This window comes from Polaribacter sp. ALD11, from assembly GCF_002831685.1.
In the GTDB taxonomy this organism is placed as follows: Bacteria; Bacteroidota; Bacteroidia; order Flavobacteriales; family Flavobacteriaceae; genus Polaribacter.
In genome coordinates, this window is sequence record NZ_CP025119.1 from 3,016,925 (window position 1) to 3,034,326 (window position 17,402).

The 17,402-nt window shown below is 31.3% G+C and carries 7 protein-coding genes; 5 read left to right on the plus strand and 2 right to left on the minus strand.

Annotation, left to right across the window (positions count from 1 at the left end):
* Nucleotides 1–23: 23 nt before the first annotated feature.
* Complete coding sequence (locus CW731_RS13205; protein WP_100947164.1) at nt 24–4,130, minus strand: ATP-binding protein; 4,107 nt, start codon at nt 4,128–4,130, stop codon at nt 24–26.
* A gap of 199 nt (nt 4,131–4,329) precedes the next feature.
* On the opposite strand from CW731_RS13205, the gene CW731_RS13210 reads away from it, so the two are divergent.
* The 5 genes from CW731_RS13210 to CW731_RS13230 all read left to right on the plus strand — a co-directional run bounded on the left by CW731_RS13210 (nt 4,330) and on the right by CW731_RS13230 (nt 15,712).
* Complete coding sequence (locus CW731_RS13210; protein WP_100947165.1) at nt 4,330–5,700, plus strand: Gfo/Idh/MocA family protein; 1,371 nt, start codon at nt 4,330–4,332, stop codon at nt 5,698–5,700.
* A gap of 27 nt (nt 5,701–5,727) precedes the next feature.
* On the plus strand, nt 5,728–8,649 hold the full coding sequence (locus tag CW731_RS13215) for a SusC/RagA family TonB-linked outer membrane protein (RefSeq protein ID WP_100947166.1): 2,922 nt from the start codon (nt 5,728–5,730) through the stop codon (nt 8,647–8,649).
* A 19-nt stretch (nt 8,650–8,668) separates the two neighbouring features.
* Complete coding sequence (locus CW731_RS13220; RefSeq protein ID WP_100947167.1) at nt 8,669–10,324, plus strand: RagB/SusD family nutrient uptake outer membrane protein; 1,656 nt, start codon at nt 8,669–8,671, stop codon at nt 10,322–10,324.
* A 253-nt stretch (nt 10,325–10,577) separates the two neighbouring features.
* Nucleotides 10,578–13,865, plus strand: a complete 3,288-nt coding sequence (locus CW731_RS13225; RefSeq protein WP_198519821.1) for a VCBS repeat-containing protein — start codon at nt 10,578–10,580, stop codon at nt 13,863–13,865.
* 8 nt (nt 13,866–13,873) lie between these two features.
* A complete protein-coding gene (locus CW731_RS13230; protein ID WP_157812233.1) occupies nt 13,874–15,712 on the plus strand; it encodes a DUF3472 domain-containing protein in 1,839 nt (612 codons plus the stop codon).
* Nucleotides 15,713–15,789: 77 nt separating this feature from the next.
* On the opposite strand, the gene CW731_RS13235 is transcribed toward CW731_RS13230, so the two are convergent.
* Nucleotides 15,790–17,325, minus strand: coding sequence for a YifB family Mg chelatase-like AAA ATPase (locus CW731_RS13235; RefSeq protein ID WP_100947169.1), 1,536 nt, complete (start codon nt 17,323–17,325; stop codon nt 15,790–15,792).
* Nucleotides 17,326–17,402 lie beyond the last annotated feature (77 nt).

The following is a 17,402-nucleotide window of genomic DNA, read 5'->3' on the forward strand; positions in this document are numbered from 1 at the left end:
TAAATTATTCTATTTTTGAATAATCATTCAAAGTCCATAATATCAACGTTGTTTTCTTTTAGGTAAGCCATCATATCTTTTGAAGTATTCGCTTTGTTTTTGAATCCTTTTGGCGTAGAATTAAATTGCGATTTAAAGCTTTTTGAAAAATATTTAGGATTATTAAATCCAACTAAATAAGCGACCTCAGAAATATTATACCCATATTTTGCTAATAGAACGGCGGCTTTATTTAAACGAGTTTGGCGAATATAGTCTATAAGACTTAAACCAGTGAGAGAAGAACATTTTCGATACAAACTAGAATGACTCATATTTAACTTGTCTGCCAATTCATCTACTTTAAAATTAGAATCACTTAAGCGTTCATTTACTATTTTATTTAAACTTTCTAAAAAGAGTTCATCTTGCGATTTTTCTATTTTAATTTTAGGGTTATTAATTAACTCTTTTCTGTATTTAGAAATAATTGACTCTTTTGCTGCTATAATATTATGAGTCTTCAGTAACAATTCATTAGAATTAAAAGGCTTGTTTATATACTCTATTGCACCTGTTTTTAAGCCCGTAATTTTTGCTTGAGTAGAGTTTTTAGCAGTAAGTAAAATAATAGGAATGTGCTTTGTTAAATTGTCTTTAGAAAGCATGTCACACATTTCTATACCATCCATTTCAGGCATCATTACATCACTAATTATTAAATCTGGGAGGTTGTTTTTCGCTAAGTAATAGCCTTCTTTTCCATTCTCTGCGAGTATAACATTATATTGCTCTAATAATAAGTCTTGAAGAAATTTTTGAAGTTCAAAATTGTCTTCAACTATTAAAACTGTTTTTTTTGTAGTATTAAAATCGTTTGTTACAGTTGCTTCTTTTAAAGTAATTGAATCTATCGAAACTTTCTTCTGAACCTCATTTCTACTTGAAGTAATTTTTTCATCATCGGTATAAAAAGATTCAGAAACGGGTAATTTAATAGTAAACGTTGTTCCCTCAGCCCTTGAGCTATCAACCTTAATTTTCCCTTTGTGTAAATTAATTAATTCTTTGGTAAGCGCCAGTCCTATTCCTGTTCCTTTTGCCTCGTTTTTATTGGTAGATCTATAAAATAATTTAAAAATATCTTCAAGCTCTTCTTTCGGAATCCCTACACCAGAATCTGAGATAGAAATTTTTAAAACTTCCTTTTTATTAAGTGGCTTAACTGTTAATTGAATATTACCTTCTTTAGGTGTGTATTTAAAAGCGTTACCAATTATATTATATAAGATATGTTCTATTTTATCCTTATCATACCAAGTGTTTTCTATATTGTTAGGACAATTAACAGTAAAATCTATGTTTTTTATTCTTGCTAATTCTTTAAAAGACAGACAGATTTTATGTATATTTTCTTTTAAATTATTTTGAGTTACAGATAATTGCAATCTATTTAAATCTCTATTTCTAACAAGTGTTAAATCTCTAGCAATTCTAGATAATCTACTAGCGTTGTTAGATATTATATTTAAACGCTCTTTAAGAAGTAAGTTTCCATTGCGTTCTGCTCTTTTTAACATGTCATCTATAGGGCCAATAATAAGGGTTATAGGAGTCTGAATTTCATGAGACATTTTTGTAAAGAAATTTATTCTTTCTTTATGAAGTTCTTTTTCTTTTCTTCTACTAATTTTATTTATGAGTAGTTTTCTTCTTATTATAAACCATTTAGAAAAGGTAAATATTAAAATAAATAGAATTAATAAGTAGAATAGATATGCATAAGAATTTTGCCAGATTGGTGGAGATATTGTAAGGTTTATTTGCTTCTTTAAAATATTTAAAGGTTGATTGATTTCGTTCGCTTTAATTTCGAAAACATAGTCTCCAGAAGGTATGTTTGTGTACGTTGCAGAACCTTCAGAATAGGTAGATTTCCATTCTTTTTCAAAACCTTTTAATCTGTAAGAGTAATTATAATTCGGATTTATAACATTACCAATTGCAGCAAATTTAAAAGTAAAAGAAGATTGATTGTATTTTAAATGTAATTTATCGATATTAAAAATTGCAGAATTAATTTGCTCCGGAATAATTTCTTTTGCAGGTTTATTTAATATATCTATACTAGTTATAAACAAATGTGCCTCAATATGTGTTTTTGTTATTTTTGTTGGGTCAAAGAAGTTAATCCCTTTTACGCTTCCAAAATAAATTTGTCCATCTTTATCTTTAAAGCTACTTCTTATAATGTAAGGTTCTTCTAAAAAACCTTCAGATGAGTAATAAGAAGTAATTTCTTTTTTTTCAACATTAAAATGATGAACTCCTTGATAAGAACTTAACCATAAATTAGTTGAATCTTGTGCAATTATAGCGGTAAAACTATGTTTTTTGTTCGGAAACAAATGCTTAAATTTATGAAAAGTTGCTGTCTTTGAATTGAATAAATTTAAATCAAAATCTTGATTGATAAACCAAATTTCATTCTCTTTTCCCAAACACATATCTATTATCCGTGGAGCTGCATTTTTATGATCTTCAGAATAATGTGTAAATGTAGATTTTTCTATGTTCTTAAAATCTTCATTAAATTTAAAAAGACCTCCATTTTGTTGACCAATCCATATGTTTTTAGATTGATCTTCAATAATACTTTCAACAATAATACCATTAAGAGTTGCTTTATTATAATTAAAACTAGCTAATAATTTTTCATTTTTAGAATAGACATTTAGAGATACTGTAGAGCCTACCCATATTCTTCCTTTAGAATCTTTAAATGTTGTTCTTACATCTTTTGCTGCTTGATTTAACTTATTTGTAACGGTAATTTTAGAGAATTTTTCAGTTTTAGAATCAAATTTCCAAAGTCCATTTCTATAAGTTCCTAACCAAATATTAGTGTCATCGTCTTCAGTTATAGATTGAATGTAAAAATTATTATCAATATTATTAAAATATTCTTTTGGTTTTTTATTTTTTTCAATTCTAGTTAAACCATTACCATCTGTACCAATCCATAAGGTTTCTTTAGTACTCTTATAAATACTTAAAACTCTAACTGGTGTGCCAGCTATAGAACCTTTATGGTAATTAATATTGTTGTTTGGTTTTGGAATTACATTAGCATTACCATGATTGGTAACTAACCAAATATTTTGTTGTAAATCTTTACTAATATTAATTATTGTATTACTACTAATTGAAAATAGATTCGGAAACTTATTTTTATAGATTACAATTTGCCCTGTTTTACTATTTATTTTATAGATACCACCACCATCAGTTCCAGACCAAACAAAACCATTTGAATCATAATAAAAACTAATAAAAAATTCCTTTTTAATTCCTTCAGTTTTACCTTTTAGGAAAGAGTCTTGTATCAGTTTTTTTTGTTTTATATCATAAACAAATAAACCATGAGCCTCAGTTCCCATCCATAATTTATCATTATTATCTACCTGTAAAATGGTAACTCCTGGATAGTTTGAAAAGTCAGCAACAATTTCTTGTATTTTTTCTGTTGTTAAAGAATAGTTGTAGACTTTACCTTTTTGTGTGCTTATAAAAAACTCTGTTTCCATATAAGCATCTATACTTGCAATGCGGTTTTCTGTACTAGCTATGTTTGGAATAGTACAGATATACTTCGCTTTATTATTAGAATACGTATATATTTTACCTGAAGTTGTTGCTAACAAAAGCCCTTTTTTTATAGGTTTTATAATTTCTACAGGCTCTTTTATAAAGGGATCTATAGAATTAAAAACACCTCTTTTTGAATCATATTTCGTTAAAAGCCCCTTGGTAGATTTTATCCAAATATTATTTTTGTTATCAGAAGTAATCTGTTTTATTTGATCATTAGGAATGGCGTTTACGAAAACCTCCTTTATGTCGATAAAATTATAAGAATAACCATTGTACTTTAAGATACCATAACCACTAGACATCCAGATGTTTCCTATAGAATCATGAGCAATTTGTTTGATATCAATTTGTTTGTTCTTGTGTAATGGACTAAGGTGTTTTATATTCAAATTACTTTGTGCATTGGTGCTAAAAACTAAGCCAATTACACACAAAGCCAAAAAGAAAAAGCACCTCTTTTTAAAAACCATTTTACTGAAGATTATAGTATAAAACATAGTATAAAGGTATTATTTATTTTATCACTTTTTTTTTAAACTACTATAAATTATTGGGATTCATATTGTTCATAAAAGGATACTAATCAGTCAAAACGTTTATTTTGACTACAATTAAGCCCTTTTTTGGCTGAAACTAGATAGGTGTTATGCAATTAAAAAAAACATATTTGTAAAGTTAAAATACAATAATATATATATGAAATCAAAATCTAGAAGGTCTTTTGTAAAAAAAACAGCTGCAGCTACTGCAGGATTCTCCATACTACCTAATTTGTCATTTGGGGCAGACTTCAATTTAAATAAAGGGAAGTTAAAAATAGCTTTTATTGGAGTTGGATTAAGAGGAACAAATCATTTAAACAATGCTTTACAAAGAAAAGATGTAGAGGTTACTGCAATTTGCGACTTAGATCAGAAGCGAATAGACCTCGCTTTAGATAAAATAAAAAAAGCAGGTCATAAAGCTCCAAAAGTTTTTGGTAAAAATGATTATGATTATAGAAAACTTTTAGAATTAAAAGAAATTGATGCTGTAATTATAGCAACACCATGGTTGTGGCATACAAAAATGGCGGTAGATTCTATGAAAGCAGGTAAATATACTGGTTTAGAGGTTTCTGCTGCAAACACATTAGAAGAATGTTGGGATCTGGTAAACACGCACGAAGAAACAGGTTCACATTTAATGATTTTAGAGAACGTTAATTATCGAAGAGATGTTTTAGCGGTGCTTAATATGGTGAAGCAAAACGTTTTTGGAGATTTATTACACTTTAGATGTGGTTATAGACACGATTTAAGGGGTGTTAAATTTAACGATGGAAAAAGCGCATATGGTAAAGGAGCAGAGTTTGGTGAGAAAGGGAATTCTGAAGCCGCCTGGAGAACACAACATTCACTTTTAAGAAATGCAGATGTATACCCAACTCATGGTTTAGGGCCGGTTGCGGTTATGGCAGATATTAATAGAGGAAATCGTTTGGTGTCTTTAACATCGCATGCTACAAAAGCGGTTGGTTTAAATAAATATATTAAGGAAGTTGGTGGTGAAAACCACCCGAATGCAAAGTTAAAATGGAAACAAGGAGATATTATAACCTCTACCATAGAAACGGCTAACGGAGAAACAATTATTGTAACACATGATGTAAACTCACCAAGGCCTTACTCTTTAGGTTTTGAAGTACAAGGAAGTCAAGGAGTTTCAGAATTCGATTATCATACACAGAGAATACATATTGAAGGAAAAACACAAGCTCATGTTTGGGATGGTATGGATGCATGGTTAGAGAAATATGATCATCCTTTATGGAAAAAATATGGTGAATCTGCAACAGAAGCAGGACATGGAGGTATCGACTTCTTTGTGCTAAATGCTTTTATAGAGTCTGCAAAAGAAAATGTTGCTCCTCCAATGGATGCATATGATGCTGCGGCTTGGAGTGCAGTAACTCCGTTATCTGAACTGTCAATAGAAAATAATGGAGAGCCACAAGATTTTCCAGATTTTACAAGAGGAACATGGATTAAGAGAAAACCTTATAACTGGATGAAAAACAATTTTTAATCAAAAATCAACTAAAACCAATTTTATATGAAAAAAAGTATATCAATTTTTATAACAATGCTTTTCTTTTCGGCGATACTATTCGCTCAAGAAAAATCTATTGTTGTAACAGTGGTAGATGGTGCAGGAGCGCCAATACCAGGGGCAAGTGTTATTGTCAAAGAAACAACAAAAGGATGGTCTACAGATTTCGATGGTGTCGTAACGATCAAATCAAATTCGGGAAGTATTGTTGTGATTTCTTCATTAGGTTATATGCCTAAAGAGGTAACTATTTCAAATGAAAAAAAGATAAAAGTATCGTTACAAGAAAGCTCTAGTCAATTAGAGGAAATTGTTGTTGTAGCTTATGGTACACAAAAGAAAGAAACAATAACGTCATCTGTGGTTAGTATAGATTCAGATAAACTAGCAGATGTTACTACACCAGAAGTAGCTACAATGTTACAAGGAAAGGTAACAGGTGTTCAAGTTTTACCTAGTGGAGGTTCTCCTGGATCATCGCCTAATATTCTTATTAGAGGTAGATCTTCTATTAACTCTACAAACTCACCACTTTGGGTAATTGATGGTGTAATTGTGGGGAATTCAGACCCTAAATTAAACCCTAATGATGTAGCAAGTATTTCTGTATTAAAAGATGCTTCTGCAACATCTTTATATGGTAATAGAGGTGCAAATGGTGTAATTATTGTCACTACAAAACGAGGGAAAATTGGAGCGAAACCTCAAATAAAAGTTTCTATTAAAACGGCAGTAAATCAATTTAACCCAGGAGGATTTGAATTGATGAACTCTAGAGAATTATATGATTACCATACAGAACTAGGAAATACATCTAGCTGGTTTAACGAAGATCTTCTTAGTAGAGATTATGATTGGGTAGACGGAGCTACAAAAGATGCTTTTGTAAAAGATGCTTCATTAACATTTACAGCTGCAACAGAGACTCATAATCTATTTATATCTACAGGGTATTATGAAGAAGATGGTACTGTTAAAGGGAATAAATTAAATAGATATACTTTTAGAACTAACCTAGATTATAATATAAATGATAAGTTAACTATTAAACCAAAAATTAATTTTGTTTTCGATAATAGAGATAACACTAGAGAAGCGCCATTATATGAAGCGTATACAAATATGCCTTGGGATTTACCTTTTAATAAAGATGGTTCTGTAGTAAATGCAAATACAGCACAAGGAGATGATTGGTTAGGAAGAGATAAGAGAAACTACTTTTTCGATCAACAATGGAATTACAGTAATTCTGAATCTTTTGACTTATTTGCAAGTTTCGATTTTGATTATAAAATTACCTCTAACTTAACTTATATTTCTACGAATAATTTTAGATATGGCACGTACGAATCATTTAGTTATTCAGACCCAAGATCTAATGGAGGTAGAACAAGTAATGGGGCTTTAAGTGATTATACTTATAGAGGATTAAGCAGATTTACAAATCAAATGTTAAAATTCTCTAATTCTTATGGAGAAAAACATACTGTAAATGCTTTATTGGCATATGAGTATAATGATTCTAGTTCTAAAAATATATCTGCAAGATCAGAAAATATACTTGTAAATGGTCAAGTACAAGATGTTGGTATTAAGCCAGCAGCAGTCGTTGGTAATGAAAATGAGTCTGCACAACAATCTTTCTTGTTCTCTGCAGATTATGATTATGATGGGTTGTATTTTGTAAAAGGATCTTTAAGGGTAGATGGTGCTTCAGCTTTTGCTAAAGACTATCGTTATGGTGAATTTTACTCAATAGCAGCAGGATGGAATGTTCACAAAGAAGATTTCTTTAATATAGATCAAATTAATAAATTGAAATTAAGAGCTAGTTACGGTGCCGTTGGTAACCAACCTGGTGGATTTGGATTTTTAGATTTATACGATGTTAGATTTCAGTACGCAGGTATTATAGCGGCAAAACCTTTTCAATTAGCAACCGAAAATTTAACTTGGGAAAAATCTATTGAAACCAACATAGGTATAGATACTAGACTTTTTAATGTTTTAGATGTAACAGTAGATTATTATAACAAAGAAAATTCAGGATTACTTTATTTTAGAAAACTATCAGATCAAACAGGTTTTGGAGGAAGATACCAAAACATTGGGTCTATTACAAACAAAGGGGTAGAGTTTTCTTTAGCTGCAGATATTGTAAACAAGAAAGACTTTGGTATTAGTGCTGGTCTTAATATGAGTTTTAATGATAATACAGTGGACAAACTATCAGAAGGCACAGACATTATTGGAGGATCGACTATTATTAGAGAAGGTGAAGAGTTAGGTACATTTTATATGAGAAAATGGTTAGGAGTAGACCCTGCAACCGGAGAGCCTTCATACGAAGTAGTAGATGCTACTACAGGAGAGAGAACTACAACAAATGTTTATAATGATGCTACTAATCAAATCTCTGGAACTTCTAATGCAGATTTTACAGGTGGTTTTAATACAGCTTTTAGATATAAAAACTTCACATTAAGTTCCAATTGGAGTTATTCGTACGGTTCAGAATTATATAATTCTTCAAGAAATTTGTTTGATTCAGATGGTTTCTATTTACAATTTAATCAAATGAAACTTCCAGAAGGATCATCTAGATGGCAACAACCAGGTGATATTGCTACACATCCTAAAGCAGTAGTAGGTGGGTATCCAGGTGGTAATCAAACATCTACTCGTTATTTAGAAGACGGAAGTTATTTAAGACTTAACAATGTAAGGTTTTCGTATGATGTGTCAGAATCTGTATTGGGAAGTTTAGGCTTAAGCGGAATGAATTTCTATATAACAGGAGATAACTTAGTTACATTTACCAACTTCACAGGAGTAGATCCTACTATTGGTGGTGCTAATGGTTCTGTAAGTTTAGGTTACCCAATTCCTAGAAGATATGCACTAGGTCTTAACATTACGTTTTAATTAAATAAAAAACTTAAACATGAAAAAAATAGTATACATAACACTACTAACAATCACGGCTGTATTTACTTCGTGTGATTTAGATAGAAGTCCTTTTAACAAAATATCAGCAGAAGAATTGTTTGCAGATCCTGGTTCTGCTCAAGCAGCAACACTAGGTAACTATGTGTTTTTAAAAGGAGACAAAGGGTATGATGGATGGTCTGATGATTTACACAGAATATCTGAATATTCTGGAGATAATGTGATGATAAGTGGAGGTACTACCGATGCTTTATTTTTCTTTTACAATTACCAAAGAACCCCAAACAACTCAAGAAGCGATAGGTTCTGGTCAAAATCTTACAAAGCAACTGTAGGTGCAACCAAAGTAATTGAAGGTGTAAAAGAAGGTGTTTCTTTAGAATCAGATCAAGTAATAGGTGAAAATTATTACATTAGAGCTTTGGTTTATTTTCAAATGGGTAATGTCTTTGGAAAACCTTACAACCAAGGTATTTCTAACTTATCTATTCCATTAAAGTTAACAACCAGTATTACAGATTTACCAGATAGAAATACCGTAGGAGAAGTATATGAGCAAGTAATTAAAGATTTGCTAAAAGCAGAGGCTTTAATGAGCATCAATAGAGGTCCGTCATTTGCTTCAAAAGAAGCTGCACAAGCATTATTATCTAGAGTATATTTGTATATGGAAGATAATGCCAAAGCTATTGAATACGCAGATAAAGTAATTAACTCTGGCGAATATTCTTTGCTTGATAGCAATAGGTTTTCAAAAATGAATAGACTTGCGCCAAGCACTAATGATGAAGCTATTTTCTCTATTACTTTAACAAAAGATATTGACATTCCTGGTACAGAAGATTGGTATACAATTGGTTCTTTTTACGCAAATATAGATGGCGTAGGTTGGGGAGAAATGTATGCATCTCAAACGTATCTAGAATTAATAGATAAAAACCCCGGAGATTTAAGAAAAAGTTTTATAGAACCACAATATTTATTAGATGGAAATGGTCAAAAAATTCCGGCAGTATATTGGGTAGATGATAGTAATTATAAGTATAAATTTAGACGTACAACAACTACTGGTGCAACAACTACATTAGAAGAGGGTGGTAATACTTACACGTTAGAATCTGAAACAGTAAATGGAAAAACGCAGTATTATTTTAATGATGCAAGCGGAAGACAAGATGTTGTTTTCGATTTTGATATGGACAAGCGTAATGGATACCCTAAGTTCTTTATTCTAAAAGCATCATACCAAGAAGAAGACTTACATCTTTGGTCTCCAACAGTATCTAGGTTAGCAGAAATGTACCTTAATAAAGCAGAAGCATTGGCAAAGAATAATGCAGGTCAACTTGCTTTAAATGAGTTGAATGTGCTTAGAACTAGAGCTCAGGTACCAAGTTATACATTAACAAATTTAAATGGTAAAGATGTTTTAGATGTTGTTTTAGAAGAGCGTAGATTAGAATTAGCGTTTGAAGGACATAGAAAATTTGATGTGTATAGAAACGGGAATACGATGAACAGAAAATATCCTGGTACGCACTTAAATAACTCAAATCCGTTTTTTGAAATAGAAGCTACTAATAATGTTATTATAGAATTTATTCCAGAACAACAGATATTAATCCAGCCAAGTTTAATTCAGAATGATTAGAAATTAATAAAAAGAAGCTATTCTTTTTGTAAACAATTATATTTTTTACGTTTGGGTATTGTTGTGATTTATAAAAGAGGTATTTATAGTAAGTAAATCATTTCAGAATAAAACCAAATTTAATTTGAGTTAATTATTTTTTATAAAACAAGTGAATGAATTTTGTTCACTTGTTTTTTATCTTAATAGAATATTTTTCACACTAAATACATTTAAATAAGTTATGTTTAATTTTAGGTTTTTTGCAGCATTAATGTTATTCATCCTTTTATTTTCTTGTGGTAAGAATATTGAATCTTTAGATAGTAATCAACTTTTTACAAAAGTACCCGTAGAGATAACGGGTGTAACTTTTAGAAACGACATATTAGAATCAGAAAGATTACATTATTATAAATATCAATACATTTATATAGGAGGTGGTGTTGCAGCTGCCGATTTTAATAATGATGGTTTAGAAGATTTATTTTTCACTTCAAATATATATCATAATAAATTATTCTTAAACAAAGGCAATTTTAAATTTGAAGACATTACGTTAAAAGCTGGTATTGTAAAAAGACCAGGTTTTGATGTAGGTGTTTCTGTAGCTGATGTTAATAATGATGGTTTTTTAGATATTTATATCAATCGTGCAGGTTGGTACAAAGGAGATGAAAAATTAGCCAACATGCTATACATAAATAACGGTGATCTTACTTTTACTGAACAAGCAACAGAATATGGGTTAGCAGATACCAATAAATCTATTAGTTCTACTTTTTTCGACTACGATAAAGATGGAGATTTAGACGTGTACATTGCAAATGCGCCTTCAGATTTTAGTTTAACGGGAAAAATTATCGACTTAGAAAAAATTGAAACAAGCCAACAAACTAAAAACTTAAGGGGGAGTGATAAATTGTATCAAAATGATGGGAAAGGCCATTTTACAGATGTATCTATAAAAGCTGGTATTGCACCAGATATTGGCTTCGGATTAAACGCACAAGTTGGTGACCTTAATAATGATGGTTGGCAAGATGTATATGTTTCCAACGATTTTATTACACCAGATTTTGCATATTTAAATAATGGTGATGGCACTTTTACGGAAAGTAGAAACGCTTTATTTAAGCATATGTCTTATTATAGTATGGGTAGTGACATTGCAGATGTTAATAATGACGGACTAACAGATTTAATGGTTTTAGATATGAGTCCGGAAGATTACATTAGATCAAAAACGACTATGTCTATGATGTCTGTAGACCGTTTTCAAGAAATGGTAGACACAGATTATCATCATCAATATATGCACAATGTATTGCAAATAAATAATGGTAATAATACGTATAGCGAAGTTTCGAATATGTCTGGTGTAGCAAGTACAGATTGGAGTTGGTCTACGCTATTTGCAGATTTCGATCTAGATGGTTATAACGATATTTATGTTACAAATGGAGTTTACAGAGATGTTGTAGATAGAGATACTAACAAAGAAATAGATGCATATATAAAAGAAAATAAAGAGAAACTTAGCGAAGAGGATTTCTACAAATTTACGCAGCAGTTGCCGCAACAAAAATTAACGAACTATTTTTTTAAGAATAACCAAAAAGGACAATTTAGTGATGTTACAGAAGATTGGGCTAATGAAGCACCAACGTTTTCTAACGGAGCCGTTTATGTAGATTTAGATAATGACGGCGATTTAGATATTGTTACCAATAATTTAGATGAGGAGGCAACAATTTTAAAAAATAATACAAGAGAAACAAGCAATAAAAACTATTTAAGAATTAAGTTTAAAGGGACAGATAAAAATAAATTTGGTGTAGGAACAAAAGTTCAATTATTTCAAAACAATGGAGAAATAATTACAAGAGAACTCATAAATTCTAGAGGCTATCTTTCTTCCATGTCTAATACTTTAAGTTTTGGGTTAGGAGAAAATACAACGATTCCTAAATTAGAAGTTACTTGGTTTAATGGTAAAACGCAAGTTTTAGAGAATGTAGAAGCGAATCAAACGTTAATAATTAATTATGCCGAAAGTACAGAAGTTGATGAAACAGTAAAAACAACATCAAAAAAAATATTTTCAGAAGAATCTTTTAATTTTTCTCACACAGAAATTCCGTTTAACGATTTTGACAAACAAGTATTGTTACCTCATAAGTTATCTCAAACAGGACCATCGGTGGCAAAAGCAGATCTTAATAATGATGGTTTAGATGATCTTTTTATTGGAGGCGCTCATCAACAAGAAGCACAATTACTAATTGCTAAAAAAAGCGGAGGTTATACAGCAATTACCATTTCAGATTTTAAAAAAGACAGTAAATATGAAGATGTTGCTGCTTGCTTTTTTGATGCTGACAATGATGGAGATAAAGATTTGTATGTAGTTAGTGGGAGTTATGAATTTCCAGAAGGTTCAGACCTTTTAGAAGATCGATTATATATCAATAACGGAAACTTTAAATTCAAAAGAAATACCTCTAAAATTCCATCTATAAAAACTGCTGGTGCAGTTGTACGAGCTTCCGATTATGATAATGATGGCGATGTAGATCTGTTTATTGGAAGTAGAGTAATTCCAGACAAGTATCCATATGCTCCTAATTCATATCTTATGATAAATGAAAAAGGTGCTTTTAAAAATAAAACGACCAAACTTTCTCCAGAGCTTGCAAATATTGGAATGGTTACAGATGCACAGTGGGCAGATATTGATAATGATGAAGATCTCGATTTAATTGTAACCGGAGAATGGATGGGAATTGAAGTATTTGTAAATGAAGATGGAAAATTATCTAAAAATACTTCCTATGATACTTTATCGTCAACCAAAGGTTGGTGGAATATGATTGTAATTGAAGATATAGATGGTGATGGAGACAAAGATATTATTGCTGGTAACTTAGGTTTAAACTATAAATACCATGCTTCTAAAGAAGAACCATTTCATGTATATACTCATGATTTTGATAATAATGGAACAGAAGATATTATGCTGGCTAAATATTACAATAATAAACAAGTGCCAGTAAGAGGTAAAGGGTGTACGACACAACAGATGCCTTACTTAAAAGAAAAAATAAAAACGTACAATGAGTTTGCCAATAAAGATATTGGCGGGGTAATAGGAGCTAATTTTTCTGAATCGCTGCATTACGAGGTTACAGAATTTCAATCAGGAATTTTTATAAATGAAGGCTCAGGGAAATTTAATTTTAAGGCATTTCCTATAGAAGTACAAAAAGCGCCTATAAATAGTATTCTTTATGATGATTTTGATGGAGATGGGATTAAAGATCTTTTAATGGCAGGAAATAATTACCTATCTGAAATTGAAACTACGCGAGCAGACAGTGGAATTGGCGTTTTCTTAAAAGGTGAAAAACAAGGTGTGTTTAAGTTTATTCAAAATGCTAAAACTGGTTTTTTTGCAGACAAAGATGTTAGAGAATTAAAAAAAGTAGAAACAAATAAAGGTACAGGTGTTGTAGTAATTAATAACAATGGCAACCACCAGATGTATCATGAAATTAAATAAAAGTAGCAATGAAACTTATAAAAAAAGACTTCAGAATTAACAAAAAAATATTATTTTTTGTACCAATAGTGTTAACGGTTTTCTTATACTCTTCATGTTCTAAAAGCGGTAATTCTGTTGATGAACCTTTAGATTCAGGAAATACAGACCCAGAAACTAGTTTAACGTTTTCAAAAACAGTGCCTATTGGCTCTAATAGTTGGGTAATTGGAGATTTGGCACAAGATGCTTCCGTAATTACTGTTGATGGTGTTCACAATTGGTCTTCAACAAATGATATTATTCGTACATATGTTAATACAGGAGCCGGAACTTTAGAAGTTGGTTTCAATGCAAAATCACCAGACGGAGCCTCAAAAATAAGTGTTACTATAGGTGGTGTTAATAAAGAAATTATACTTTCAACTACAGATTATGGAACTGTTGATGTTGGTTCTTTTACAGTACCTGCAGGATATAATTATATCGAAATTAAAGGACTTTCTAAGTCAGGAAACTATATTGGAGATATTAATGATCTTCTTTTAGGAGGTTCAGCCGTTAGTACTACAATAAATTTTAATCCAAAAAGCAATCAACATTTTGGTAGAAGAGGACCTTCTGTTCATTTAAGCTATAATGTTCCTTCAGATAAAAATATACAGTATTTTTATAATGAAGTTACGGTTCCTGTTGGACAAGATAAGTTAGGTTCTTTCTTTATGGTAAACGGACATGCGCAAGGGTATTTTGGTTTGCAAGTAAATTCAGATTCAGAAAGACGTGTTTTATTTTCAATTTGGAGTGCATTTACTACAGATGATCCAAACCAAATTCCAGATGATTATAAAGTAACAAGCTTGGGTCATGGAGTAGGAGTAACCGTGCAAGATTTTGGAAATGAAGGTTCAGGAATACAAAGTTTTAAAAATATAGGGTGGGAAGCAGGTGTTACTTATAAGCTATTATTAAAAGGTGAACCTTCTGCATCAGTTTCCGGATCTACAGATTATACAGGATATTTCTTTAACCCTGAAACAAATGAATGGGAATTAATAGCGTCATTAAGAAGACCCAAAACAAACACTTATTTAAAAAGACCTCATTCTTTCTTAGAAAATTTTAATCCAAGTACAGGGTATAAAACAAGACAAGGAGAGTACGGGAATCAGTGGGCATACACAACAGATAACACTTGGTCTGAAATTACTACCGCAAGCTTTAGTGTAGATGCTACTGCAGCAGCAGGAGATCGTTTAGACTTTTCTGGTGGTTCAAATGGAAATAAATTCTTTTTAAAGAATTGTGGGTTTTTTAATAATGATGTTCAAGCAGGAACAATGTTTACAAGAGCTTCTAGTGGAACAGCACCAAATATCGATTTTTCAGCTTTACCAGTTGCAACGCCACCTGTAAACGCAGTTTTACTTGATAGAACAAATTGGTCTATTGTAGATTTTAGTTCAGAGGAAGCGGTAGGAGAAAGTGGAGCAGGTAATGGCTTAGCTTCAGATATTTTAGATGGAGATAAAGAAACCTATTGGCATTCTTGTTGGAATGGAGACTGTGGTGCTGCTGCATATCCTCATCATTTAACTATTGATATGGGAGCAAGTAAAGAAATAGCTGGTTTACAATTTAACCAAAGAAGTAATACTTCAAGATCAGTAAGTAATATAACTGTAAGTGTTAGTGCAGATAATATAAACTGGACTTCATTAGGTAGTTTTAATTTAGCACAATCATCAGACGATCAAAATATAGATTTTGGTTCATCACAAACAACAAGATATATTAAAATTACAATGAATTCGGCGCATGATGGAGATAGATTCGCTTCTTTAGGGGAAATTAAAGGGTATAAATAGTAAGTTTTGTTTTATTTGAATTAAGCAAATAGGAATAAAGTCTTTAAGCAGTTCTAGATTTTATTCCTTTTTTTATTTTACCCCAACCAGCCATCTCTATCTAAACTCCTATACTGTATTGCTTCTGCAATATGATCTGGAGAAATATCTGCAACAGCTGCTAAATCTGCAATCGTTCTAGAGACTTTCAAAATTCGGTCATAAGCTCTGGCAGACAGATTTAGTTTCTCCATAGCGGTTTTTAAAAGTAGTTTACTTTCTTCGGATAGTTTGCAAAATTTACGAATCTGTTTTACATTCATTTGAGCATTGTAATGCACATTTTCAAACTCCGTAAATCTTTCTGATTGTATTTCTCGAGAAGCTGTAACGCGTTTTCTAATATCTACAGAAGATTCTCCTTTTCTTTCTTCGGATAATTTTTCGAAAGGTACAGGAGTTACTTCAATATGAATATCAATTCTGTCTAATAAAGGACCCGAAATTTTACTTAAATAGCGCTGCATTTCTTGTGGAGACGAAGTCATTGGAGAGTTTGGGTCATTAAAAAATCCACTCGGACTCGGGTTCATGCTCGCTACCAACATAAAACTACAAGGATACGTAACCGTAAATTTTGCCCTAGAAATTGTAACGTCTCTATCTTCTAAAGGCTGACGCATTACTTCTAATACATCTCTTTTAAACTCTGGTAATTCGTCTAAAAATAAAACACCATTATGAGACAACGAGATTTCGCCAGGTCTTGGGTATTGTCCGCCACCAACAAGTGCAACATTAGAAATTGTGTGATGTGGACTTCTAAAAGGACGTTGATATAATAAACCTTCATTTTTAGTTTTACCAACCACAGAATGAATCTTTGTGGTTTCTAATGCTTCATGCAAAGTCATGGGGGGTAAAATAGATGGTAATCTTTTTGCTAACATGGTTTTTCCAGATCCTGGTGGCCCAATTAAAATAATATTATGTCCGCCAGCAGCAGCAATTTCCATACAACGTTTTATAGATTCTTGACCTTTTACATCAGAAAAATCGAATTCTAGGAAATCGATGTTTTTATAAAACTCTGCTCTTGTATCAACCAAAGTGGGTTCAATTTTTTTATCACCATTAAAATGATTGATGACTTCTAAAATATTGTCTACACCTAAAATTTCGACATTGTCTACAATAGCTGCTTCTTTTGCATTTGCCTTCGGAAGAATTAAATACTTAAATCCTTCTTCTCTCGCTTTTATAGCTATTGGTAAAGCACCTCTTATTGGTTGTAAACTTCCGTCTAAAGAAAGTTCACCCATAATAATATACTCGTGTATGGTTTCGGATTTTATTTGACTAGAAGCAGCAAGAATACCAACAGCTAAAGTTAAATCATAAGCAGCACCCTCTTTTCTAATATCAGCTGGCGCCATATTTATAATAATTTTCTTACCAGGAAGTTTGTAGGAATTATTATTTAAAGCAGCAGAAATTCTATAAGAACTTTCTCGTACTGCGTTGTCTGGCAAACCTACTAGATGGTAGCCAATTCCTTTGTCAATATTTACTTCTACGGTAATGGTTGTTGCTTCAATACCGAAAACGGCTGAACCATAAACTTTTACGAGCATTTTTTTTTCTTTTGGATAAAGGTAGAGAAAAAATTGATAATAGATAGTTTGTAAATTATCTGATTTTCTAGTTTAGA

Bases quoted from the DNA above. Each gene is read 5' to 3' on its own strand.
- CW731_RS13205 (WP_100947164.1), bottom strand. From the start codon at position 4,130: ATGTTTTATACTATAATCTTCAGTAAAATGGTTTTTAAAAAGAGGTGC.
- CW731_RS13225 (WP_198519821.1), top strand. From the start codon at position 10,578: ATGTTATTCATCCTTTTATTTTCTTGTGGTAAGAATATTGAATCTTTA.
- CW731_RS13220 (WP_100947167.1), top strand. From the start codon at position 8,669: ATGAAAAAAATAGTATACATAACACTACTAACAATCACGGCTGTATTT.
- CW731_RS13215 (WP_100947166.1), top strand. From the start codon at position 5,728: ATGAAAAAAAGTATATCAATTTTTATAACAATGCTTTTCTTTTCGGCG.
- CW731_RS13210 (WP_100947165.1), top strand. From the start codon at position 4,330: ATGAAATCAAAATCTAGAAGGTCTTTTGTAAAAAAAACAGCTGCAGCT.
- CW731_RS13230 (WP_157812233.1), top strand. From the start codon at position 13,874: ATGAAACTTATAAAAAAAGACTTCAGAATTAACAAAAAAATATTATTT.
- CW731_RS13235 (WP_100947169.1), bottom strand. From the start codon at position 17,325: ATGCTCGTAAAAGTTTATGGTTCAGCCGTTTTCGGTATTGAAGCAACA.